A 23,192-nucleotide genomic window follows, 5' to 3' on the forward strand; every position below is an offset into this window, starting at 1 on the left:
TCAATCGATCATTCGAGCCGTACCAAACAGACTGACCCGACTCAATTCCCCCAAATCCTCTTCCAGCAAGATCGGCGCCGTGCCACCCGGCATCGTCACCTTCACTTCACCAGCAGTCACCCAACCTACCCGCCAAGCCGCACAGGCCACCGCGCTGGCACTGGTCCCCGACGACGCCGTCGGCCCCTCGCCCCGCTCGAATACCCGCGCGGCGATGTGCCCTTCGGACAAACGCATGGCCCATTGCAGGTTGATTCCCGCCGGACAAGGTTTGCCTGCACCGACCGGCATGGCGTAGGCAATCCGCGTCAGCCCATCACCCAGCGCCGGCTCGCGCATCTGCTCGTTGCTCGGCAGGTCCCCGGCACTTTCCACCAGCGTCACGCAATGGGGATTGCCGACCCGCGCGAACTGACTGCGCAACCATGCGCTATTGAGTGCCGACAACTGTTTAACGTGGCTGAGTTCACGACCGTTGAGCTCCACTGCTTCAACCCCGTGAGCACTGACCGCCGACGGCCCGAACCGCGGCTGGCCCAGATCGAGCCAGAACCCCTTCACGCCCTCGACCTCTGCAGTTCTCACTGAAGTCTGCCCCGGCGAAGGCGTATCAGCCTTGTCGTGGTGAACCCTGAGCAGACAGGCTTCGCTCTGCGGCAATAGCCCTTGATCGCTGAGGGCCTGGGAAAAAATCGTCAGCCCGTTGCCGCTGCGCTCGGCCAGGGTACCGTCGGTGTTGACGATCAACAGATCAAAGGGTGGCGACGCCTGAAATGGTCCGACCAGCAAACCGTCGCTGCGATGATCCTTGCTGCCGGGCGGTTGAGTGCCTGGAGCCCAGCTGCAACAAGCCTCGATCGCGGCTAGCGCCCAGGCTTCGAGGGTTTGCGCTGCCTGGCTGGCCTGATCGGGCAGGTCGATACCCTGGCGGCGCAGTTCTTCGGGCGCTACCACGATGTAAATGTTGCCCCGTGCATCGTACCGCTGCGCCATGGCGCCCTCCGCGAGTCATTGGAATGGCTCAACATATCGCGAAAAACAACGGCGCTGTGCAACCATGTCGCCCTGTTTGACCGTAAAACTTTCCGGGCAATGATCGAACCCTCCCAGGTCGATCACTGTCCGTTGAGGACGCGACGCTTTTTGCCAAGGATTGTTATGACCAGCCTCAACAGCCAGACCACCTTCGTTCCCGGCCGCCTGGAACAGATGTCCACGCGCATCGGATTTTTCATCGCCGGGGTCGGCATCGCCGCGTGGGCGCCGCTGGTGCCCTATGCCAAGGCACGGGCCGGACTGGATGAAGGCACTTTGGGATTGTTGCTGCTGTGCCTGGGGGTGGGTTCGATACTGGCGATGCCGTTGGCCGGGATCCTGGCCACACGTTTCGGCTGCCGGCGGGTGACGGCCGGCGGGACCCTGCTGATCTGTGCCGCCCTGCCGCTGCTGGCGACGGTGTCGTCGATTCCGGCGCTGATCGCCGCGTTGTTCATGTTCGGCGCGGGGCTCGGCACCGTGGATTCGACGGTCAACCTGCAAGCGGTGATCGTCGAGCGCGCCAGCGGCAAGAACATGATGTCGGGGTTCCATGGCTTGTTCAGCCTGGGCGGGATTGTCGGTGCGGCGGGTGTCAGCGGGTTGCTTGGCCTGGGAATTTCACCCCTGGGGGCGACGCTGGTGGTGATCGTGTTGCTGCTGATCGCACTGGCCAGGGCCGTGCCGCATCTGCTGCCCTACGGCAGCGAGAGTTCGGGGCCGGCGTTTGCGGTGCCCCATGGCATCGTTCTGTTCATCGGCGGCATGTGCTTCATCGTGTTCCTCGCCGAAGGCGCGGCGCTGGACTGGAGTGCGGTGTTCCTGACGCAGGAGCGTGGCATCGACACGGCGTATGCGGGGCTCGGTTATGCCGCGTTTGCCCTGACCATGACGGCCGGGCGCTTGACCGGTGACAAAATCGTGCGGCGCCTGGGCGCGACGCAGGTGATTGTGTTCGGCGGGCTGACAGCTGCTGCAGGCTTGTTTCTGGCGACATTCGCACCGAGCTGGGAGGCGGCGCTGGCGGGTTATGCGCTGCTGGGTGCCGGTTGCTCGAACATTGTGCCGGTGCTGTACACCGCGGTCGGCAAACAGACGGTCATGCCCGAAAGCATCGCCGTGCCGGCCATTACCACCCTGGGTTATGCGGGCATCCTGGCAGGCCCCGCCGTCATCGGCTTCGTCGCCCATGGCAGCAGCTTGAGCTTTGCCTTTGCCTTGATGGCGCTGTTGCTGGTGGCGGTGGCCGTTGGCGGGAAAGTGTTGAAGGTCTGAAAAGCTTCCACCGGTAAGCCCCGTACCCAATGTGGGATCGGCGGTGCGGCGATCCCACAGGGTTCTTGGTACACCTCGGTCTATCAGAACCCGACACTGGCCTGCACAAAGAACGTGCGCGGCGCACCGACGTACATGCCCGAGTTGTTGTCGCTGGAACGGGTGAAATACTGCTTGTCGAAGATGTTCTTCACCCCCGCCCCCAGTTTCAGGTTCGACACCTGCGGACCGAAGTCATAGCCGGCACGTGCGTTCCAGAGCACGTAACCCGGGATATCACCGAACTGGCCGTCAGCGGTGCCTTCGGTGATGTAGTTGCCGTTGAAGCTGCCATCGGCGTTCACGCCGGTGCCCGGCGAGCGCTGCTTGGACTGGGCGAACGCATCGAGGTTGTAAGTCCAGCGGTTGACGTCGTAACGCAGGCCGGCGGTGGCCACCTGGCGAGAGTAGAACGGCAGGTCACGGCCCTTGAAGCCCGGGATCTCACCTTCGTAGGTGGCACGGGTGTAGGTGAAACCGGCGTTGGCGGTCAAGCCGTCGAGCATCGGGTTCAGCGCGGCCATGTCGTAGTGCACCGAGGCTTCGATCCCCTGGTGCTTGGTCGCGCCGAGGTTGGTCCAGCCCACGTCATTGCTGATGTATTGCAGTTCGTCGTCGAAGTCGATGTAGAACAGCGTCACCTCACCGCCCCACACGTCATCGTTGTAGCGCGTACCGATCTCGTAGGTCTTGGCCTTTTCCGGCTCCAGGCCGTTGGCGGGCTCATCACCGATACCGCCCTGCCCCAGCTGGAAATACTGCAGCGCGCCGAATGAGGTTTCGTAGTTGGCGAACAGTTTCCAGGCATCGGACATGTGATACATCACGCTCAGGGCCGGCAGCGGTTCGTTGCTTTCGATGCTGCGTTTTTTCTCCGGCACCCGCTTACCGGCGTTATCCAGCACCGGGCGGTCGTGCCAGTCGGTGCTGATGTGCTCGAAGCGAATACCCGGGGTGACGGTCCAGTTGCCAACGTCGATCTTGTTGTCGACGTAGACCGAATTGGCCTCGGTGCCACCGGTGCGGTCCTGATAGACATGGCCGTCCGCCCCCGGACGCACCACTGGCTGGTTGTCGACCAGCGCCACTCGGCTGGCCTCTTCGTGCATGGCCTCTTTCAGGTAGCGATAACCGACACTGACTTCCTGGGTGGTCGGGCCCACATCAAACACATGGGACACCCGTGGTTCGATACCGTAGGTGTAGTAGCTGCGCGGATAGGAGTTGAGTGTGTTCAGGTCCCGCGAGGCAATGGTGCTGCCACGAAAGCTGTCGGTGTAATAGGTCAGCACTTCGGCCTGGGTGCGATCGTCGATCTGCCGCGCCCACTTGAACGACACATCCTTGCGCCGGCCGCTGAAGCTGTCGTAGTCGCGTACCGACTGGAACGGGTCGGCGTCGTACTGCGCCTGGTTCAGGCCGCCGGGCATGTCGGCCTTGGCATCGTAGTAGTGGAAGTTGAGGCTGAAATCGTCGACATCGGTCGGCGCCCAATGGGTCTTGAGGATCACGTCGTCGATGTCGTTGCCGTTGTTGCTTTCACGGTAACCGTTGCCGTTCACCCCGGAGTACAACAACGCCACGCCCATGCCGTTGTCGGCGGTACCACCCATGAACGCGGTGTCGATGTGCTTCCAGCCACCGTGCCGGGAAGTTTCCAGGGTGGTGCCGATTTCCGCCGAGGCTTGCTCCGGGATCGCGCGGGTCACGAAATTGATCACGCCACCGACGTTTTGCGGCCCGTAGCGTACGGAACCGGCACCGCGCACCACGTCGATGCTGTCGAGGTTGCCGGAGGAAATCGGCGCCATGGACAGTTGCGGCTGGCCGTAAGGCGCGAACGCCGCCGGGATGCCGTCGATCAGCACGGTGGAGCGTGGCGACAGGCGCGAAGTCAGGCCGCGCACGCCGACGTTCAGGGAAATGTCGCTGCCACCGGTACCGTTGGCATCCTGCACTTGCACGCCCGGGACACGTTTGAGTACGTCGCCGACGTTCATCGCGCCCTGCTCGACCATGGCTTCGCGGCGCACCACGGTGCGTGCGCCGGGGTGGTTCTGCACCACGGCGGCATCGGCGTCGCCGAGCCAGTCGCCGACCACCTTGATGTCAGTCACGCCCAGTTCCAGTGGGCCGTTGGCCGCCGAAGCGGGCGCCGGCATCAAGGTCACCGAACCTTCATCAATCTGGTATTGCAGGCCGCTGCCTTGCAGCAACTGGCGCAACGCATCTTCCGGGGAAAGGTTGCCATCCACCGCCGGGGCCTGCTTGCCGGCAACCAGTTCAGGGCTGAAGAACACCTGAAGCGAGGTTTGCTGGCCCAACTGACTCAGGGCTTGTCCCAGAGGTTGCGCCGGGATACGGATGCCGTCGGCGGCAAAGGCCTGGGGCAGCGCAATATTGACCGCGAGCGCAAGGGCCAGCGGCAACCAGGGGAGTTTGTTGTTTTTAGCGGTGGAGATTTTCACGTCGAACGTAATCCTGTGGATCGCAAGAGTGTGCGTTTGTTAATGCAAACCAGTTGCAGTTGAACAGGAAGACGATGAACTCGAAAAAAACCTGAATTTTATTTTGAAATTATTTCCTGGCTGCCATCGCCAAGGGTGCGCACGGCCACCGGCAGGATGCTCGGCAAGGCCTTGAGCAGCGCATCGGTGTTGTCGGATTTGAACACGCTGGTCAGGCGCAGATCGCCCACCGCTGCGCTGGCGACCTTGAGCGGCTTCTCGCGATAGCGCGAGACCTGCTCGGCGACATCGGCGAGGCTGGCGTTGTTGAACACCAGTTTGCCGCTGCGCCACGCGGTCATTTCCGTCGGGTTGACGGCATAAGCGGCGGCAACTCTGCCCTGGGCATCGACGTGGGTGCCAAGGCCCGCCGTCAGATTGATGAAATCGTTATCGCCCGCGTCGTGCCCTTGAACCTTGACGGTGCCCTGCTCCACCACCACCCGGGTTTCGCGGGCGCCATGGCGCACGTCGAAGCGGGTGCCGGTGACCGTGACCTTGCCGCTGCCCGCCGCGACAACAAAGGGTCGGCTGGTGTCATGCTCGACGCTGAACATCGCTTCGCCTGCAGTCAATTCGACGTTGCGGCGATCCTTTTCAAAGCGCACCTGGATCCGGCTGCGGCTGTCCAGGTCGACCACCGAGCCGTCCGGCAACGCCACATGGCGGCGCTCATTCAGGGCTGTTGAAAACTCGGCGGTGTAAGGCACCGGATAATTCAGGCCGCTGAACAAGCCCAGGCCGAGCGCCACGGCCAGCACGCTGGCGGCCACCGCATAGCGCAGCACCGGACGAGGTTTTTTCAGCACCGGCGGAGATTCACACAGGGCCTGCAAACGCGCGGCCGGCACCAGGTCGGCGGCACTCCACAAGCCCTGGAGCACTTCGAATTCGTTGCGGTGCTGGGGGTGTTGGTCCAGCCAGAGCTCAAACCGGTGCCGCACTTCGACATCCACAACAGGCTCCTGCAAACGCACAAACCACTGCGCCGCGTCATCGCGAACCGCTGTCTGCCCGCACGCACAATCACGAGTATCCATCATGGAAGTTCCTGTTTGGCTGGGGAGGAGAATTCACGCCGCATCCTGGTGTAGGAGCTGCCGCAGGCTGCGATCTTTTGGCTGCTTTGAGACCGCTGAAGATCAAAAGATCGCAGCCTTCGGCAGCTCCTACGCAAGCCACCACACATCATGATTGCAGTCCTTCAAGGCGATCACGCAGGTGCCGAAGCGTGCGGATCATATACTTTTCCACCATGTTCCTGGACAGTCCCAGGCGTTCGGCGATTTCTGCCTGGGTCAGGCCCTCGATTTTCTGCCAGACAAACACCTTGCGGCAGTTGACCGGCAACTCGGTGAGCGCCTGCTCGATGGAATCAGCCAGCTGGATCGCATGCATGAAATGCTCCGGGTCGCCGGTCGGCGACTCACTGAGATCAATCGCCTCCGACTCCATGGCACCCCGCCGGTCCTCACGCCGATAACCATCCACGGCAATATTGCGCGCGGTCTGGTGCAAATACGCCCGGGGCTGTTGCACCACCGCCGAATCGGACTCAAGCACCCGCACGAAGGTGTCGTGGGCCAGGTCCTCGGCCTGCTGACGATTCCTCAGGCGACGGGTCCAGGTGCCAACCAACTCTTCGTAATGCTCGAAAAAGCCGTGTCTGCGGGGCAGCTTGAGGGTCATTGCGGCGTGCTGTGGAGACGGGCGTTAATAGTAATGCTTCCTATTAACTTGAAGCAATGGTTTGCGGCCCCGTGGACGGGTACTTTGTCCGCTTGCCAATCTGCCTTCCGTCAGGAATGCTCAATTGCGGCACGCAACCAAAGAAATCTGGCAGGCATTCAAATGCAGCCATTGACGGGTTGTAACAAAGTGCAGGAATGCCCGTACCCGGCTTTTCCCCAGGAATTCACCCATGTTCAGCCCCAAAGCGTCGCCCAAAAGAACACCGCTTGCCCGCCTGGCCCTGGCCATCACCCTGAGCACCCTCGGCCTGCCTTTCTGGGCGAACACTGCCCAGGCCCACGGCGGTCAAGCAGAAATGGTGCCGCTGCAAGCGGGCCTTGAGGAGTTTGGCGCCACGGTGAAATGGGACGATTACGCCAATCTGTTCACCATTGCCAAGGACGGGGTCTACCTCAAGGTCAAGCCCGACAGCAAAGTGGCGATGCTCAACGGCAAGCGTATCGAGCTGACGGTGCCGGTGGTGTTCAAGGACCATACGGCGTTCATGTCCAAGGACTTTATCAACCAGGTGTTCCAGTCCGGGCTGGACAAGACCTTCGTCGTCGAGACCCGCCCCAACCCGCTCAATCCCCTGAGTGCAGCCGAAATCAACACGGCCGTGGACATCGTCAGGAAATCGGAAAACTACAAGCCCGGTTTCCGCTTCACCGAAGTCTCGGTCAAGGAGCCGCCGAAGGATCAGGTGTGGAACTTCGTCTTCACCGGGCAGAACGTCGCCCAGGCGCGTGAGGCCTCAATCGTGGTGCTCGACGGCAAGCACGTGATCGAAGCCCTGGTCGACCTCGACAAGAAAGAACTCAAATCCTGGAAACCGATCGAGGGCGCCCACGGCATGGTGCTGCTGGACGATTTCGCAACGGTGCAAACCGCCGTCGAGACCAGCCCGGAATATGCACAGGCCCTGGCCAAGCGCGGCATCGACGACGTGAAGAAGGTCGTAGCCACGCCGTTGACCGTCGGCTACTTCGACGGCAAGGACGGCCTGGCGCAGGACAAGCGCCTGCTGAAAATCGTCAGCTACCTCAATACCGGTGACGGCAACTACTGGGCGCACCCGATCGAGGGCCTGGTGGCGATTGTCGACCTGGAACAGAAAAAGCTGATCAAGATCGAAGACGAAGCGCTCATTCCGGTGCCGATGAAACCCACGCCTTATGACGGGCGCGGACGCCAGGGCGTGGCAGTCAAACCGCTGGAAATCATCGAGCCCGAGGGCAAGAACTACACCATCAGCGGCAACAGCATTCACTGGCAGAACTGGGACTTCCACGTTCGCCTCGATTCGCGGGTCGGCCCGATCCTGTCCACCGTCACCTACGACGACAAGGGCAAGAAACGCAAGATCATGTACGAAGGTTCGCTGGGCGGCATGATCGTGCCTTACGGCGACCCGGACGTCGGCTGGTACTTCAAGGCCTACCTCGACTCCGGCGACTACGGCATGGGCACCCTGACGTCACCGATTGCCCGTGGCAAAGACGCGCCGCAAAACGCCGTGCTGCTGGACGCGACCATCGCCGACTACACCGGCGCACCGACCGCGATCCCGCGCGCCATGGCGGTGTTCGAGCGCTACGCCGGCCCCGAATACAAACACCAGGAAATGGGCCAGCCCAACCTCAGCACCGAGCGCCGTGAACTGGTGGTGCGCTGGATCAGCACCGTGGGCAACTACGACTACATCTTCGACTGGGTGTTCCAGCAGAACGGCACTATCGGCATCGACGCCGGCGCCACCGGCATCGAAGCGGTCAAGGGCGTGAAGTCCAAAACCATGCACGAAGACACCGCCAGGGAAGACACGCGCTACGGCACCCTGCTGGACCACAACATCGTCGGCACCACGCACCAGCACATCTACAACTTCCGCCTCGACATGGACGTGGACGGCGAGCAGAACTCACTGGTGGAAGTGAACCCGGTGGTGTTGCCGAACGACCGTGGCGGCCCGCGCACCAGCACCATGCAGACCGAAACCAAAGTCGTCACAACCGAGCAACAGGCGGCGCAGAAATTCGACCCGTCGACCGTGCGCCTGCTGACCAACTTCAGCAAGGAGAACAAGGTCGGCAACCCGGTTTCCTATCAGTTGATTCCGTATGCCGGCGGCACCCACCCCGTGGCCAAGGGTGCCAACTTCGGCAAGGACGAATGGCTCTACCACCGCCTCAGCTTCATGGACAAGCAGCTGTGGGTGACGCAATACAACCCGGAAGAAAAATACCCGGAAGGCAAGTACCCGAACCGCTCGGACAAGGACTCGGGCCTGGGGCAGTTCACCCAGGACAACCACTCCATCGAGAACACCGACGATGTGGTCTGGCTGACCACCGGCACTACCCACATCGCCCGCGCCGAAGAGTGGCCGATCATGCCGACCGAGTGGGTGCATGTGCTGCTCAAGCCGTGGAACTTCTTCGATGAAACGCCGACGTTGAACCTCAGCTCGCCGAAGTAAACAGGTCGTATGCAATACCTGTGGGAGCGAGCTTGCTCGCGAAGGCGGTGTATCAGATGACAATGATGTCGACTGACACTCCGCTTTCGCGAGCAGGCTCGCTCCCACAAGGGTCCATCAGTATTCAGGCAATTCCATCAGTGTGTCCCGCAACATCCCGATCGCTGATCCTCTACCCAACCGCATCGATCCGGTCCAGCGCCCGGTTCACCGCCAACTCCCCCAACAGGATGACTTGCGCGATGCCCAGCAGGGTATTGCGACTTGTCCCATCCGTTCGATCCGCCAGATCCATGGTCATGACATTGGCCGATGCCAGTGACTCGCAGGCATGGGCCAGCAGGGTTGCGGTATCGAGTTCCGGGTTGACGAAAAACATCGCGCACAGTTTGCGTGGAGTGGCTCGGATGTCGGCGGCTGAGGGGATGCGGTCGGCGGGTTCGTGGGGGGTGTTTGAGTCGAATTCTACTGATGAGGATGTCGGACCGGTGTCCGGCGGATTCGGTGTGACCTTGAACATGGGAATTTTCTCCAGTAAGGGCCACAACCATCTCGCGACTAAACAAAAGGGTGGTGGCCGTGCGCAAGTTAGTCGACCGGTAAAGTTTCCCAAAACCCGGCGCGCCCGAAGACGCCATGCGCACAGCCACCATCAAGTGCAGGCGGATGCCTGACTGGATGACACTGGTACAACCGAGGAAAACTAGCCGGGCGACTAAACCCGATCACTGACAATCAGTGACGCGGAGCAAGTTACCGAGCGGTCCCAAAGCGCACAAGCCGGCGGATTCTGGGGTAACTGTAGGCAACGACGCAAGGCGCTGTGGCTTTCACGAAGTAACCTTGAGGGCTTTTAAACAAGCAGGCTTTGCGCTCTGCAGTAGCGTTCGATCCGAACGGTTCAACCCTGTCGAAAAGCAGCCGCTGCACCTGGCGCCGACAAAATCGCGAACGGTCCTACAGGTACGCAGCATCAACACTCGGATGCATCCTACGCGAGCGTCGGAACCTTCCTATATCAACCTTTTTTACCTTCCTGAAAGCTGTCGAGCGCTTGAACGCGGGCGGCAACGAAGCCTCCCCGCCTGCATCGATAGACTAGGGAGGTCTGCAACATGCACCCCGTATTGCCCGTTTTCTTCGACCACAGCCGCCACACACTCTGGGTCCGAGAGGTAGACGCCCCCCTCGACGTCCTGGCCTTCCACGGCGAAGAACACCTCAGCCAACCCTTCAGCTACCACATCGAGTTCACCTCCAGCCAGCTCGACATCGACGCTGAACTCATGCTCGGCCAACCCGCCAGCTTCAGCCTGCACGCGCTACCGGAAAAGGTCTCGTCGCTGATCTTCGAGCCGTCCGAGGTCAAGCCGCTGCGCACCTTGCACGGGGTGATCGGAGGCTTCAAACGCCTGTCCGGTTCCGTCGACGAGGCGCGCTACGAAGTCACCCTGCAACCGCGTCTGGCGCTGCTCGCGCGGGGCCGGCAATACCGGATCTACCAGCACCGCTCGGTGCCGGAAATCGTCGAGCACATCCTGCGCGGCCGCCACGCTTTCAGGGGCCAGGACTTCCTCTTCCACCTGCACCGCGAATACCCCCGGCGCGAGCAGGTGATGCAATACGGCGAAAGCGATCTGGCCTTTATTGCCCGCCTGCTGGCCGAAGTCGGCATCTGGTACCGCTTCACCAGCGACGAACGCCTGAGTATCGACGTCGTCGAGTTCCACGACTCCCCGCGCGCCTACCAGTTCGACGTCGAGTTGCCGCTGCGGCCGCTCTCCGGGCTGAACAGCAGCGGTGTGGACAGCGTCTGGGCCCTGCAGTCGGAACACCAGGTGGTGGAGCAGCACGTGAACATCCGCGCCTACCACCACCGTGACGCCCGCGCGTACCTCGACGGCGACATCGACCAGACGCGCGGCGCCAAGGGCACCTACGGCGAGGCCTATCACTACGCCGANCGCCTACCACCACCGTGACGCCCGCGCGTACCTCGACGGCGACATCGACCAGACGCGCGGCGCCAAGGGCACCTACGGCGAGGCCTATCACTACGCCGAGCCCTACACCGCACTCGGCGACCGCCATGCCTTCCCCGAAGACGTGCAGTGCGAAAGCGGCTACTTCTATGCGCGCCTGCGCCACGAGCGTTACCTCAACCGCCGCACTCGCCTCAGCGGCATGAGCAGCAGCGCCCGCCTGGCGCCAGGCCAGGTACTGGAAGTCACCGACGGCGCGCCCCAGGCCTTCGCGCCGCGGGCGGTGATCATCGGGCTCAAGGCCGGCGCCGCCCGCGACCGCAGTTTCGAGTGCAGCTTCCAGGCCATCCCCTACGCGAAGACGGTGTGCTTCCGCCCTGAGGTGCCGCCCAAACCCTTGATCGCCGGCACCGTGCCGGCGCGGGTGACCAGCGCGCAGGCCCACAACCCCTACGCCGATACCGACGCCGAGGGCCGCTACCGGGTGCAGTTCCTGTTCGACCGCGACACCTGGGACGCCGGTCGCGAAAGCACCTGGCTGCGCCTGGCCCGGGCGTACGCGGGCGACACCCACGGCCTGCACCTGCCGCTGATCGCCGGCACCGAAGTGGCGGTGGCCTTCGAACAGGGCGACCCCGACCGCCCCTATATCGCCCACGCCCTGCACGACAGCCAGCACCCCGACCACGTCACCATGTACAACGAAAAGCGCAACGTGCTGCGCACCCCGGCCAACAACAAGCTGCGGCTGGACGACACCCGTGGTCAGGAGCACATCAAGCTCAGCACCGACCACAGCGGAAAGAGCCAGCTCAACCTCGGGCATGTGGTGGATGCCGAGCGGCAGAAGCGTGGCGAGGGGTTTGAGTTGCGCACCGATGCCTGGGGGGCGATTCGGGCGGGCAAGGGCATTTTCATCAGCGCGGACAAACAGGAGAAGGCTCAGGGCGTGCAACTCGACATGGACGCCGCCATAACGCAGCTGGAAAGTGCATTGTCGCTGGCGCGATCCCTGGCCGAGGCGGCCCGCGGGGCCAAGGTCACCCCCGGCGACACCGCCAGCCAACAGCGGCTGACCCAGGCCCTCAATGGCTTGGCCGAACCGGGCCTGTTGCTGCATGCCCCGGCCGGTATAGGTCTGCTCAGCCCTGAGGCGGTGTGCCTGTCCTCGGGTAGCGAAAGCGTGGCCATCGTTGCCGCGCACAACGTCGATCTCAGCGCCGGCCAGAACATCACCGCCACTGCCGAGGATGGAATCAGCCTGCTCGCGCACAGTGCGGACATGCAGCTCAAGGCGACCAAGGGCAACCTCGATTTGCATGCTCTTGAGGGCCTTCTGAACGCCCTGGCGAAGGGCGATATCAGGATCGAGAGCGTGGATGGCCGAGTGCACATCCGCGCTGAGAAAGAGCTGATATTGGAATGCGGAGGGGTCTTTGTCCGCTTGAAGGACGGCGACCTCGACCAGGGCGCCCCCGGCAATATCTATCACCGTGCCAAGCATGTGCAAAAGCTCGGACCTGCCAGTCTGGATACACCAACAACACCGCTACCCGGAGGCTACTCCGGGGAATACGTCCTGAAAGATGAGGCTCAGGAACCGGCAGCATTTACACGCTACCGGATCACTACTGAACAGGGCGAGGTGTTTACCGGTGTAACCGACAAGGAAGGGCGAACCATGAGCGCTCATACCTTGTTGCCGGGCGGGCTGAAGATTGAGTTTCCGCAGTCAACAAAATGGATCAGTTTTTCTGCCCCGCCTGAATTGAACTACCAGGGCATAAAGTGCACAGCCACCATGGATGACGGGGCGACTCTGCAAGGTGAATTTGATAGCGATAATAAGGTGAACTTTTATTCTTTTTCTGGAAAATCTTGCGTCAAATTTGAAGTGGAGTGCCCGAACAAGCAAGAAAACACGATCATCAGTGGCACTGAAAAATTGCTAAAGGAACTTGCGGAGTAACTATGATGGATTCTTTTTATCGCCACTATCTTGCTGGAAAAATACACGAAATTGATGATGACACTCTAGAAAAAGCTATTGAAAGCTTTGAGGGGGCGGCCCTAAAGTTTTCTGCAGATTTTATAAGTGACGCAAGGCAGCGTGATAATTACAATCGAAATGTAAGCAGGGTTAAAGCTGAAGTTCTAACCCAGGTGAAGTCCGGCAAAGTCTCGGTCAAGGAGGCGGCAGAGTTCTGCTACGAGATGCGAAACAAAATTATGATTGAGGTCCGAGCGAAAACCTCTTCGCATGGATTATCCATCGCAGAACGTAAAAAAATGATTTCTAAAACCTTAGAGGATCTGTTGGATAGTAAGGCAATTGACAAATTTGGCAAAAAGTTCGTTGATCTGGAACTTCGTCAAAAAACATCAATTCACTATGAGATTATTGAGTCTTCGGCGCGGCCGAATGCTCAGTACAATACGCGAAATAAGGTGTTAAGGGTCGCTGGTAAGGTGTTGATTGTTGTTACTATTACCTATGCTGCATACGAAATCGCGAACGCGGAAAATAAATCGAAAGAAGTGATCAAACAAGGGGCTGTAATTGGAGGGGGTGTGGTGGGGACTATTTTGGCAGGCAGTGCCGTTATTGCAGTGTGTGGGCCAGGGGCACCGGTATGCACAATTGCACTACTGCTTGCCGGGGGCACTTCATTTAGCTGGCTTGCATCAAGTACGGTGAATTTTTTCGATGAGGAATTAGATGAGTTCACCAAGTGGCAGATTAACTAATGTTGGCGTCAGATTTGTTGGGGCTGCGAACTGAAAAATAGTATAAAGGGGCAGAGGGTGATCAATTGACTTTTACTGTTTTAAAATTGTCTTTGTTTTTTGGGCCTTTGATGCTGGCTTTAACGGGTGTTGCTATTAATTGTTATATCGCATTTCGCGACTTGGATGTGGTGCTGGGTAATTTTAAAAATAGTCATGTAATAACTTCATTCGGGGGTGGCGGACGTTCATTTTTTTCACGCTGTATATTGGCATCTATTGTGTCAGGTGGTGTGCTTTGGCCCAGCAGGCATATACGAAATGGCACGCTTGACCCTGAAGAGTTGGCTCGATTACCAGTCTCAATAAAATGCCGTATGAAGTGGGCGGTAGTGCTCGTTTATTCGGGCGTAATATGCCTTTTTGCGGTATTCATTGGTGCTGAGATTTTTAGGAGGTCGGTTGCATGAGAAAACCAGCCGGACGGCTAAGTGACTTTCCAAGAAGACAGCATCGAAACAGAAATTATTCAGAGAAAGTTGCTTGTCGGCTACCGAACTACCAACCAGCAGGGGCAGGTGTTCAAGGGGTTGGCCGGTGGCGATATACATACCTGGAGATAAATACCGTGCTACCGGGTGTGCCTAAGTTCGAGTTTCAAAAAGAGCCGTTAGAGTCGGGTCCGGGGTACTGGATGACAATTGATCACAATTATGTGCTTGTCGGACATGACTGTAGGATCAGGAGCAAGGCTACACCGCCCTGCGTCGCTGCCTACAACTACGCCAGAATCCGCCGGCTTGTGCGCCTTGGCCCTGGTCTTTATCGTTTCCGTGTCGCTGCTAATTTAGCGACCCGAACAGTTACAGGGGCATCAGCACTACAGTCTTGATTGCATACGTATTTATGTCTGCAATCTGATTATGGCGGCTGTGCGTCGGAGACCTTTGGGTCTGCCGGGTTTGCCTGTAACCGGTTCGCTAACCTTCGTACAGTCGCCACCCTTACTTGTTTAGCGACAGGTCTTGGTGGTTCCAATGTCTACAGGAGCTCCACCACGCCCAAACCCACACCCAATCCCCCCGAATCAATATCCGACAACCCTGCCGCCAATCTCCACCTAAAACCCGCCATCCTCAACACCTGCGCCCCCCACAACCCCAGCACAATGTTCGTCATTGCCTCGGACATCAGTACTGAAGACCTGCTGGCCCACGCCTGCGAATCCCTGGCATCCGCCAGCATCATGGCCACCGATTTCGCCACGTTCGTGGATGGCACTCAACGCAGCATGTTGTTGGGTATCCAGCAGGTGATCAGGCACGTTTATTACGCGAGAGTCGATATAAACGTTACGAATCCAACAGGGCAAAGTGTCTTGTTTTACGACGCGTTTTTTTGTGTAGTTCAGAAGCATGATGATGGACTTTTTTATCTGCAATACATATACGATCAAAACGGAAAGGAAGTCGGGCCTTCACTTTGTCCAGTATAGGATGAAGCTCCCACAGGGGGTATTCGGTGATCCGAAGCCCATCAACCATGCCGCTTGCGATACTCCCCCGGCGCAATGCCGAAGCGCGATTTGAACGCAGTGGAAAAGTAGCTCGAATCGGAAAACCCCCACGAATACCCCAGCACCGACAACTTCTCCTCCTTGCCTGACCGGCGCAGGGATTCGGCGCACAAATCCAGGCGTCGGTTCTTGATGTAGCGCGCCACCACCAATCCTTTCTTGGCAAACATCCGGTACAGGCCACGGGTGGACATGCCGACTTCCCGCGCCAGCCATTCCGGGCACAGGTCTTCGGAGCGAATGTTGTCGTCGATGCAGGTCAGCGTCTTGCGGAAGATCCGCTCATGGGCATCGCTGCTGTCGTCGGTCTGGCTGATCGCCGGGCGCAGCAGGCTGACGATCGCTTCCAGGGTCGCTTCGCTTTCCTGGCGGGTCAGGTGCTGCTGGCGGGTGGCATCGAGGATCAGCCGGTGCGAGAGCATTGCAATGGGCGATGTGGCGGCGATCCGGTGGCCGCACTTGACCTGATTGAAGCGCAGGGTTTGCTCGACCAGTTGATACGGCAGGATCAGCGACAACTGCCGGGAGTTTTCGCCGTAGGTGAAGTCGCTGGGCCGCGCGGCATCGATCAGCGTGATGTCGCCGGGGGACAGCAAGACCTTGTCGTTGCCCTGGGCCATGCCCGCTGTGCCTTCGAGCTGGAACACCGCGAAATACTTGCCGCCCTCGCCCGCCGCGACCTCCTGGGGCGTACGGTACAAACGCGCCTGGCACGCGTCGACGAAACTGAGCTTGAGCGCGTCGCTCTGGTATTCGCGGATGCGCCCGGCAAATTCGCTGCCCAGGGGTTGTGCGTTGAAGGCGCCACAGATCTGGTTGATCTGATGGATCCACTGGTCGAACCCATCATGGCGCTGTGCTGTTGTAGAAATCATGTCAGGCCTCACGCAGGCTTATTTTTATTGTCTACGTCAATCCACACGACATCGGATGCTTCGAATCTCCTGAACCGCACCATTCCCTGAACAATGACGTGCTATTTCAGTCCGCCAAAACGCCGATAGAAGCTTTCACCCACATCCGGCAACGGGCCGTCGGCCGTTTCCAGCGCGGCGTTCAGCCATTCTTCGGCCTTGGCATAGATCAAACGGTAAATGTTGCGGCACAACTGGCGGGCGGCGCGGCCTTCCCAATCGCCGGGCAGCAACTCATCCGGCAGTTGCGGGTCGCGCAGCAGCAGCTTGCGGTACTCGTGAATCAACAGCACCCGCGCCAGGAAACAGTCGGCCGGTTGCAGGTTTTCCTGCTCGCGCAGGGCTTGCCATAGCGGTCGGAACAACTGGATGAACTCGCTGTAGTGCGCGGCCAGTTCCTCGATGTTCCAGCTCTCGCGCACCTGCAGGCGCAGCGCCTTGGAGGCCAGTACGTCCTGGGCGGTGGTTTCGAAGACGATGGTGTCCTCCTGGACGCCGAGGTCGAGCAGGGTCGCGTTGACGTCGGAACGGTCGCTGCGCGGACAGGCCAGCACCACCGGCGAAATCGCGCCGAAGCCCTGCCACTCCAGCTCCTCGCGCACCTGTTTGCGTTTGTCCTGGGTCAGCTGCGAGAGCATCACCAGGCACCAGGAACCGTCCCAGGCCGGCATCGTGGTGCTGTAGACCCGCTTGAAGGCCTTGTCGAAACGCCGGCGACCGGTGCCGGTCAGGCTGTAGTAACTGCGACGACCGACTTTCTCGGCGGTCAGCCAGCCTTCCTTGGTCAGGCGAAAAATAGAGGTGCGGATCAGCCGCTCGTTGATGCCGATGGGCTCGAGTAACTGAATCAGGCTGCCCAGCCACACAGTGCCGCCATGGGGTTCGATGGCATCCCCGTACAACGTGATGATCAAGGAACTGGCGCGGATCGGCGTCTGCTCCTGGAAGCGGGTAATCAGATGGTTCAAGGGAGTCAGGGACGACATGGGCGTTCCGTGGGAAAAAAGAAAAGGAATATACCGAAACTCCGTAGGAGCTGCCGAAGGCTGCGATCTTTTGATTTTGTTTTTTGAAAGATCAAGATCAAAAGATCGCAGCCTTCGGCAGCTCCTACAGGGGTGGTGTTCATGAGGTACTGTCCTTTGGCCGCAACCCACTGTCACTGATCCGCGGGCGATCAGGCTCCGGTTCGCTCAGCGGTTCGCAGACCTGCATCTGCGTCAGGCAACGCTGGGCCAGTTGCTGATATTCCCGGGTGCCGGCCTGTTTCCATGCCACTTCCTGATCGCTGAGGCTGCGCTTGATGCTGGCCGGTGCGCCCATGACCAGCGACTGCTCCGGGCATTCGAAACCGGCCTTGACGAACGCCGCCGCCGAAACGAATGAACGCGAGCCGATCCGGGCGTTGTCCATCACCACCGCATTCATGCCCACCAGCGCATCGGCGCCGATCCGGCAACCGTGCAGCACCGCGCCGTGGCCGATGTGGCCGTTGCGTTCGACCACGGTGTCGCTGTCGGGAAAACCGTGCATCACGCAGGTGTCCTGCAGGTTGGCGCCCTCCTCCAGCACGATCCGCCCGAAGTCACCGCGCAGACTGGCCAGCGGACCGACATAGCAATGGGGGCCGATGATCACGTCACCGATCAATACGGCGGACGGGTGCACATAAGCGCTCGGATCAACCACCGGAGTCAGGCCATCAAGGCTGTAGCAGGTCATGGAAGCTTCCTTCACAAAGCGATGCAAATAATGACTCATCTTGTATCACATCACTTTTAACAGCACAAAGACTAAAAACCGTATCACTTGAAACGCACCTTTCCGACGAATACCCGTGCGCCCCTAAAATCGCCATAAAACCCAATGTTTTCTGGGTAAAACCCGCTATCCACCACCTTTAAGCAGAAAGCCTTAAAATCAAAACCACCACCAATAAGACACATTAAATCTATTTTTGTATTGCATTTACGTATCACGTTATAGCTATACTTGGGCAAAACCGGCCCCCTGCGGCCGATCCAATAACGAGCCGGCACCACGCCGAGCGTGCACCGTGAGAGCATCCGCCATGCCTCTGACCCTTGCCGTCGAATTGATCGAGCCTGGCGTCCGCCTGATTACCCTGCAGCGCCCGCAAGCCCTGAACGCCCTGACCACCGAGTTGCTGGGCGAGCTGGCCGCTGAACTGAACATCGCCCAAGCCGACCCCGACACCCGGGCCGTGGTCCTTACCGGCAGCCGCAAGGCCTTCGCCGCCGGTGCCGACATCAAGGAAATGGCCGAGCGCAACCTGGTCGGCATCCTCGACGACCCGCGCCAGGCTTCGTGGCAAACCATCACCTGCTTCAGCAAACCGCTGATCGCCGCGGTCAACGGCTTCGCCCTCGGTGGTGGCTGCGAACTGGCGATGCACGCCGACATCATCATTGCCGGTGAAGACGCCCGCTTCGGCCAGCCGGAAATCAACCTCGGAATCATGCCCGGCGCCGGTGGCACCCAACGCCTGCTGCGTGCCGTCGGCAAATCCATGGCCATGCAAATGGTGCTGACCGGCGAGCCGATCGACGCCCGCCAGGCCCAGCGCGCCGGCCTGGTCAGCGAAGTCACCCAGCCGGAATTCACCGTCGAGCGCGCCCTGCACATCGCCCGCAGCATTGCGGCCAAGGCACCGTTGGCGGTGCGCCTGGCCAAGGAAGCACTGCTCAAGGCCATGGACACCGACCTGGCCAGCGGTCTGCGTTTCGAGCGCCACGCCTTCACCGTGCTGGCCGGCACCCGCGACCGCGACGAGGGCATTGCAGCCTTCCAGGAAAAACGCAGCCCGACTTACACCGGGCAATAAAGCGGCCACTGACATCCGAATTCGAACGACTGCCAAGAGAACGCCAAGACCATGAACTTCGAACACATCCTGTTTTCCATCGACGCCGGCGTCGCGCTGCTCAGCCTCAATCGGCCGGAACAGCTCAATAGCTTCAACACCCAGATGCACGGCGAAGTGAAGGAAGCGCTCAAGCAAGTGCGGCAGAACCCGGACGTGCGCGTACTGCTGCTGACCGGTGAAGGGCGCGGCTTCTGTGCCGGGCAAGACCTGAGCGACCGCAATGTCGCGCCGGGCAGCGCCGTGCCGGACCTGGGCGAGTCCATCGAGAAGTTCTACAACCCGTTGATCCGCCAGTTGCGCGACCTGCCGCTGCCGGTGATCTGCGCGGTCAACGGTGTGGCGGCCGGGGCTGGCGCCAACATTCCGCTGGCCTGCGATCTGGTACTGGCGGCACGTTCGGCCAGTTTCATCCAGGCGTTCTGCAAGATCGGCCTGATCCCGGACTCCGGCGGCACCTGGACCCTGCCGCGTCTTGTCGGCATGGCTCGGGCCAAGGCTTTGACACTGCTGGGCAATCGCCTTAGCGCCGAACAAGCCGAGCAATGGGGCTTGATCTACCAGTGTGTGGACGACGCCGATTTGCGCGACGAAGCGCTGAAACTGGCCCGCCACCTGGCGACCCAGCCGACCTACGGCCTGGCGCTGATCAAGCGCAGCCTCAACGCCAGCCTGAGCAACAGCTTCGACGAACAGCTTGAGCTGGAAAAAGACCTGCAACGCCTGGCCGGGCGCAGCGAGGACTACCGTGAAGGCGTCGGTGCCTTCATGGAAAAACGCGCCCCAAGTTTCAAGGGGCGCTGAGTCATGAGCGCACTGAACACCAACGCACGCATCGCCGTGATCGGCGCCGGGGCCATGGGTGCCGGTATCGCCCAGATCGCGGCCCAGGCCGGCCATCCGGTATTGCTGCTGGACAATCGTCCCGGCGCTGCTGCTCAAGCGATTGAAGGCATTGATCGGCAACTGGGCAAGCGAGTCGAGAGCGGCAAGCTGTCCGCCGAATCGCGCAGCGCGACGATTGCCCGCCTGCAAGCGGTGGAAGCCATCGAAGTCCTGGCCGACTGCGACCTGATCATCGAAGCCATCGTCGAGAACCTCGAGGTCAAGCGCGCGCTGTTCCGCCAGCTCGAAGGCATCTGCGGCGAGCATTGCATCCTCGCCAGCAACACCTCGTCGCTGTCGATCACCAGCATCGCCGCGCAGCTTGAACATCCACAACGCCTGCTCGGCCTGCACTTCTTCAACCCGGCACCGGTCATGGCGCTGGTGGAAGTGGTCTGCGGCCTGGCCAGCGATCCGGCGCTCGCCGAGTGCCTGTACGACACCACCAGGGCCTGGGGCAAAAAACCGGTGCACACCCGCTCCACGCCGGGCTTTATCGTCAACCGCGTGGCCCGGCCGTTCTATGCCGAAAGTCTGCGTCTGTTGCAGGAAGGCGCGGCCGATTGCCCGACCCTGGATGCGCTGATGCGCGAAGCCGGTGGTTTTGCCATGGGCGCGTTCGAACTGACGGATTTGATCGGCCACGACGTCAACTACGCCGTGACCTGCTCGGTGTTCGACGCCTATTACCAGGACACGCGCTTCCTGCCGTCGCTGATCCAGAAAGAACTGGTGGACGGCGGGCGCCTGGGACGCAAGAGCGGCCAGGGTTTCTACAGCTACGCCCAAGGCGCGGAGCGCCCGCACGCCACTGAAATCAGCAGCGCTGCAAAGGTCGGGGTTTGTGCCGTGGAAGGCGACCTCGGTATCGCCAAAGGCTTGCTCCCACGCTTGCATGAACAAGGCGTCGAGATCGTCCAGCGCGACGGCCAAGGCTTGCTGCGGGTCGGTGATGCCGTGCTGGCCTTGAGCGACGGGCGCACGGCCTGCCAGCGGGCTCGCGAAGACGGGCTGCGCAACCTGATCCTGCTGGACCTGGCGTTCGATTACGGCAATGCCAAACGCATCGCCATCAGCCATGCGGCAGGCATTGATCCGCAGGCCCTCGAACAAGGCGTTGCCCTGCTGCAACGGGCCGGCCTCAAGGTCAGCCTGCTCAGCGACAGCCCGGCCCTCGCCGTCCTGCGCACCGTGGCGATGCTCGCCAACGAGGCCGCCGACGCCCTGCTGCAAGGCGTGGCCTCGGCCGCCGACATCGACCTGGCTATGCGCGCCGGGGTCAATTATCCGCAAGGGCCGCTGGCCTGGGCCGATGCCATTGGCCTGTCGCACATTCTTGAAACGCTGGAAAACCTGCAAGCCAGTTATGGCGAAGAACGCTACCGGCCGTCGCTGCTGCTGCGCCGTCGCGTCGCCGAAGGGAGAACATTCCATGACTAACCATGAATCCATGACCCTGGCCAGTGAATGCGCGCAATCGCTGTTCCAGCGCGACGCCGCCAGCCAGGGCATGGGCATGCGCCTGCTCTCGGCCGGGCCCGGTTGCTCGCGAGTGGGCATGACCGTGCGCGCCGACATGGTCCAGGGCCACGGCACCTGCCACGGCGGCTACCTGTTCGCGCTGGCTGATTCGGCGTTCGCCTTTGCCTGCAACAGCTACAACGAAGCCACCGTGGCCATCGGTTGCAGCATCGACTACATCGCCCCGGCACGCCTGGGTGACACGCTGAACGCCGACTGCATCGAGCAGAGCCGTTCCGGTCGCACCGGCAACTATGACGTGCGCATCGAAAACCAGCAGGGCCAGTTGATCGCCCTGTTCCACGGCAAATCCTACAAAGTGCGCGGCCCGGTGCTGACGCAGGAGACCCCCAATGAATGACGCCTTGATCATCGACGCAGTCCGGACCCCGATTGGCCGTTACGCCGGCGTCCTGAGCAGCGTGCGCGCCGACGACCTCGGTGCGGTGCCCCTGCGCGAACTGCTGCGCCGTCACCCACAAGTGGACTGGAACACGGTCGATGATGTGATCTACGGCTGCGCCAACCAGGCCGGCGAAGACAACCGCAACGTCGCGCGCATGTCGGCGTTGCTGGCCGGGTTGCCGGTCAGCGTGCCGGGCACCACCCTCAATCGCCTGTGCGGCTCCGGACTCGATGCCATCGGCACCGCCGCCCGGGCCATTCGCAGCGGCGAAACCGGGCTGATGCTGGTCGGTGGCGTCGAATCCATGTCCCGCGCGCCGCTGGTGATGGGCAAGGCCGAGCAAGCGTTTTCCCGTGCAGCGGAGATCTTCGATACCACCATCGGCTGGCGTTTCGTCAATCCGCTGATGAAAAAGGCCTACGGCATCGACTCCATGCCGGAAACGGCAGAGAACGTCGCCGAACAGTTCAACATCTCCCGGGCCGATCAGGATGCGTTCGCCCTGCGTAGCCAGCAACGCGCTGCTGCCGCCCAGGCCAACGGACGTCTGGCCAGGGAAATCGTCGCGGTGGAAATCCCACAGCGCAAAGGCCCGGCCAAAGTGGTCGAGCACGACGAACACCCGCGTGGCGACACCACCCTTGAACAGTTGGCCAAACTCGGCACGCCGTTCCGCGAAGGCGGCAGCATCACCGCCGGCAACGCCTCCGGAGTCAACGACGGGGCCTGCGCCCTGCTGCTGGCCAGCCCGGAAGTCGCCAAACGCCACGGCCTGACCGCCCGTGGCCGGGTCGTGGCCATGGCCACTGCCGGCGTTGAACCACGGATCATGGGCATCGGCCCGGTGCCGGCCACCCGCAAGGTGCTGGAGGTGGCCAACCTGAGCCTGGCCGACATGGACGTGATCGAACTCAACGAAGCCTTCGCCGCACAAGGCCTGGCGGTGCTGCGCGAGCTGGGCCTGAGCGACACCGATCCACGGGTCAACCCCAACGGCGGCGCCATCGCCCTGGGCCATCCACTGGGCATGAGCGGCGCACGTTTGGTCACTACTGCCCTGCACGAACTGGAAGAACGTAACGGCCGCTACGGCCTGTGCACCATGTGCATCGGTGTAGGCCAGGGGATCGCGCTGATCATCGAGCGTCTATCCCACTAAAGAATCGCGATTCCCAAGGAGCCGAGAGGTATCCTTGGGGCATGCACTCAAAGCCCTTGTGCAAAAGGGCTG

At 61.0% G+C, this 23,192-nt stretch carries 18 protein-coding genes and 2 pseudogenes; 12 read left to right on the top strand and 8 right to left on the bottom strand.

All coding sequences use genetic code 11. The features are described from left to right. The gene (locus ASD95_RS24635) at positions 1-993 is read right to left on the bottom strand and encodes a diaminopimelate epimerase (RefSeq protein ID WP_056722521.1); all 993 of its coding nucleotides are present in this window, start codon (positions 991-993) and stop codon (positions 1-3) included. Positions 994-1,158: 165 nt separating this feature from the next. Here ASD95_RS24635 and ASD95_RS24640 point away from each other — a divergent pair, with 165 nt between their 5' ends. Further along, the gene (locus ASD95_RS24640) at positions 1,159-2,310 is read left to right on the top strand and encodes an MFS transporter (RefSeq protein ID WP_056722522.1); all 1,152 of its coding nucleotides are present in this window, start codon (positions 1,159-1,161) and stop codon (positions 2,308-2,310) included. A gap of 83 nt (positions 2,311-2,393) precedes the next feature. Here the strand turns inward: ASD95_RS24640 and ASD95_RS24645 are convergent, their stop codons facing one another. The 3 genes from ASD95_RS24645 to ASD95_RS24655 all read right to left on the bottom strand — a co-directional run bounded on the left by ASD95_RS24645 (position 2,394) and on the right by ASD95_RS24655 (position 6,545). Continuing rightward, positions 2,394-4,817, bottom strand: coding sequence for a TonB-dependent siderophore receptor (locus ASD95_RS24645; protein ID WP_056722525.1), 2,424 nt, complete (start codon positions 4,815-4,817; stop codon positions 2,394-2,396). A 98-nt stretch (positions 4,818-4,915) separates the two neighbouring features. Then, a complete protein-coding gene (locus tag ASD95_RS24650; RefSeq protein ID WP_056722528.1) occupies positions 4,916-5,899 on the bottom strand; it encodes a FecR family protein in 984 nt (327 codons plus the stop codon). A 145-nt stretch (positions 5,900-6,044) separates the two neighbouring features. Continuing rightward, positions 6,045-6,545: a sigma-70 family RNA polymerase sigma factor gene (locus tag ASD95_RS24655; RefSeq protein ID WP_056722530.1), complete on the bottom strand. Its 501-nt coding sequence runs from the start codon at positions 6,543-6,545 to the stop codon at positions 6,045-6,047. 232 nt (positions 6,546-6,777) lie between these two features. On the opposite strand from ASD95_RS24655, the gene tynA reads away from it, so the two are divergent. After that, the gene (tynA, locus tag ASD95_RS24660; protein ID WP_056722532.1) at positions 6,778-9,066 is read left to right on the top strand and encodes a primary-amine oxidase; all 2,289 of its coding nucleotides are present in this window, start codon (positions 6,778-6,780) and stop codon (positions 9,064-9,066) included. Positions 9,067-9,238: 172 nt separating this feature from the next. Here the strand turns inward: tynA and ASD95_RS24665 are convergent, their stop codons facing one another. Further along, the gene (locus tag ASD95_RS24665) at positions 9,239-9,586 is read right to left on the bottom strand and encodes a DUF6124 family protein (protein ID WP_056722534.1); all 348 of its coding nucleotides are present in this window, start codon (positions 9,584-9,586) and stop codon (positions 9,239-9,241) included. A gap of 595 nt (positions 9,587-10,181) precedes the next feature. Between ASD95_RS24665 and ASD95_RS30005 the strand changes: the two genes are divergently transcribed. The 5 genes and pseudogenes from ASD95_RS30005 to ASD95_RS30010 form a co-directional block, all read left to right on the top strand. Then, positions 10,182-11,029 (top strand): type VI secretion system Vgr family protein (locus ASD95_RS30005; protein WP_236709761.1); only part of this gene is annotated, 848 nt, incomplete at its 3' end. A gap of 1 nt (position 11,030) precedes the next feature. Further along, positions 11,031-13,017 (top strand): annotated as a pseudogene (locus ASD95_RS24675) (DUF2345 domain-containing protein); the annotation flags it as partial. A gap of 2 nt (positions 13,018-13,019) precedes the next feature. Beyond that, entirely contained in the window at positions 13,020-13,796 is a 777-nt protein-coding gene (locus ASD95_RS24680) for a hypothetical protein (protein ID WP_201783873.1), read from the top strand. 65 nt (positions 13,797-13,861) lie between these two features. Continuing rightward, positions 13,862-14,245 (top strand): hypothetical protein, encoded by a 384-nt coding sequence (locus ASD95_RS29290; protein ID WP_156385722.1) that lies wholly within the window; start codon positions 13,862-13,864, stop codon positions 14,243-14,245. A 620-nt stretch (positions 14,246-14,865) separates the two neighbouring features. Further along, a pseudogene (locus ASD95_RS30010) lies at positions 14,866-15,093 on the top strand (DUF6124 family protein); the annotation flags it as partial. A 218-nt stretch (positions 15,094-15,311) separates the two neighbouring features. On the opposite strand, the gene feaR reads toward ASD95_RS30010, so the two are convergent. The 3 genes from feaR to paaY all read right to left on the bottom strand — a co-directional run bounded on the left by feaR (position 15,312) and on the right by paaY (position 17,987). Continuing rightward, complete coding sequence (gene feaR / locus ASD95_RS24690) at positions 15,312-16,226, bottom strand: transcriptional regulator FeaR (RefSeq protein ID WP_056722536.1); 915 nt, start codon at positions 16,224-16,226, stop codon at positions 15,312-15,314. 101 nt (positions 16,227-16,327) lie between these two features. Further along, positions 16,328-17,251 (bottom strand): phenylacetic acid degradation operon negative regulatory protein PaaX, encoded by a 924-nt coding sequence (paaX, locus tag ASD95_RS24695; RefSeq protein WP_008003007.1) that lies wholly within the window; start codon positions 17,249-17,251, stop codon positions 16,328-16,330. Between the two features lie 139 nt (positions 17,252-17,390). Continuing rightward, positions 17,391-17,987, bottom strand: a complete 597-nt coding sequence (gene paaY / locus ASD95_RS24700) for a phenylacetic acid degradation protein PaaY (RefSeq protein WP_056722537.1) — start codon at positions 17,985-17,987, stop codon at positions 17,391-17,393. A 349-nt stretch (positions 17,988-18,336) separates the two neighbouring features. Here paaY and paaF point away from each other — a divergent pair, with 349 nt between their 5' ends. The 5 genes from paaF to pcaF are packed head-to-tail and all read left to right on the top strand — an operon-like array spanning position 18,337 to position 23,120. After that, entirely contained in the window at positions 18,337-19,110 is a 774-nt protein-coding gene (gene paaF / locus ASD95_RS24705; protein ID WP_056722539.1) for a 2,3-dehydroadipyl-CoA hydratase PaaF, read from the top strand. A gap of 51 nt (positions 19,111-19,161) precedes the next feature. Beyond that, positions 19,162-19,953, top strand: coding sequence for a 2-(1,2-epoxy-1,2-dihydrophenyl)acetyl-CoA isomerase PaaG (paaG, locus tag ASD95_RS24710; RefSeq protein WP_056722541.1), 792 nt, complete (start codon positions 19,162-19,164; stop codon positions 19,951-19,953). Positions 19,954-19,956: 3 nt separating this feature from the next. After that, entirely contained in the window at positions 19,957-21,474 is a 1,518-nt protein-coding gene (paaH, locus tag ASD95_RS24715; RefSeq protein ID WP_056722543.1) for a 3-hydroxyacyl-CoA dehydrogenase PaaH, read from the top strand. Continuing rightward, entirely contained in the window at positions 21,467-21,916 is a 450-nt protein-coding gene (gene paaI, locus ASD95_RS24720; protein WP_046042837.1) for a hydroxyphenylacetyl-CoA thioesterase PaaI, read from the top strand. The genes paaH and paaI overlap by 8 nt, the downstream gene beginning before the upstream one ends. Beyond that, complete coding sequence (gene pcaF / locus ASD95_RS24725; RefSeq protein ID WP_056722545.1) at positions 21,909-23,120, top strand: 3-oxoadipyl-CoA thiolase; 1,212 nt, start codon at positions 21,909-21,911, stop codon at positions 23,118-23,120. The genes paaI and pcaF overlap by 8 nt, the downstream gene beginning before the upstream one ends. Positions 23,121-23,192 lie beyond the last annotated feature (72 nt).

It is taken from the genome of Pseudomonas sp. Root71, from assembly GCF_001429045.1.
Lineage (GTDB): Bacteria > Pseudomonadota > Gammaproteobacteria > Pseudomonadales > Pseudomonadaceae > Aquipseudomonas > Aquipseudomonas monachiensis.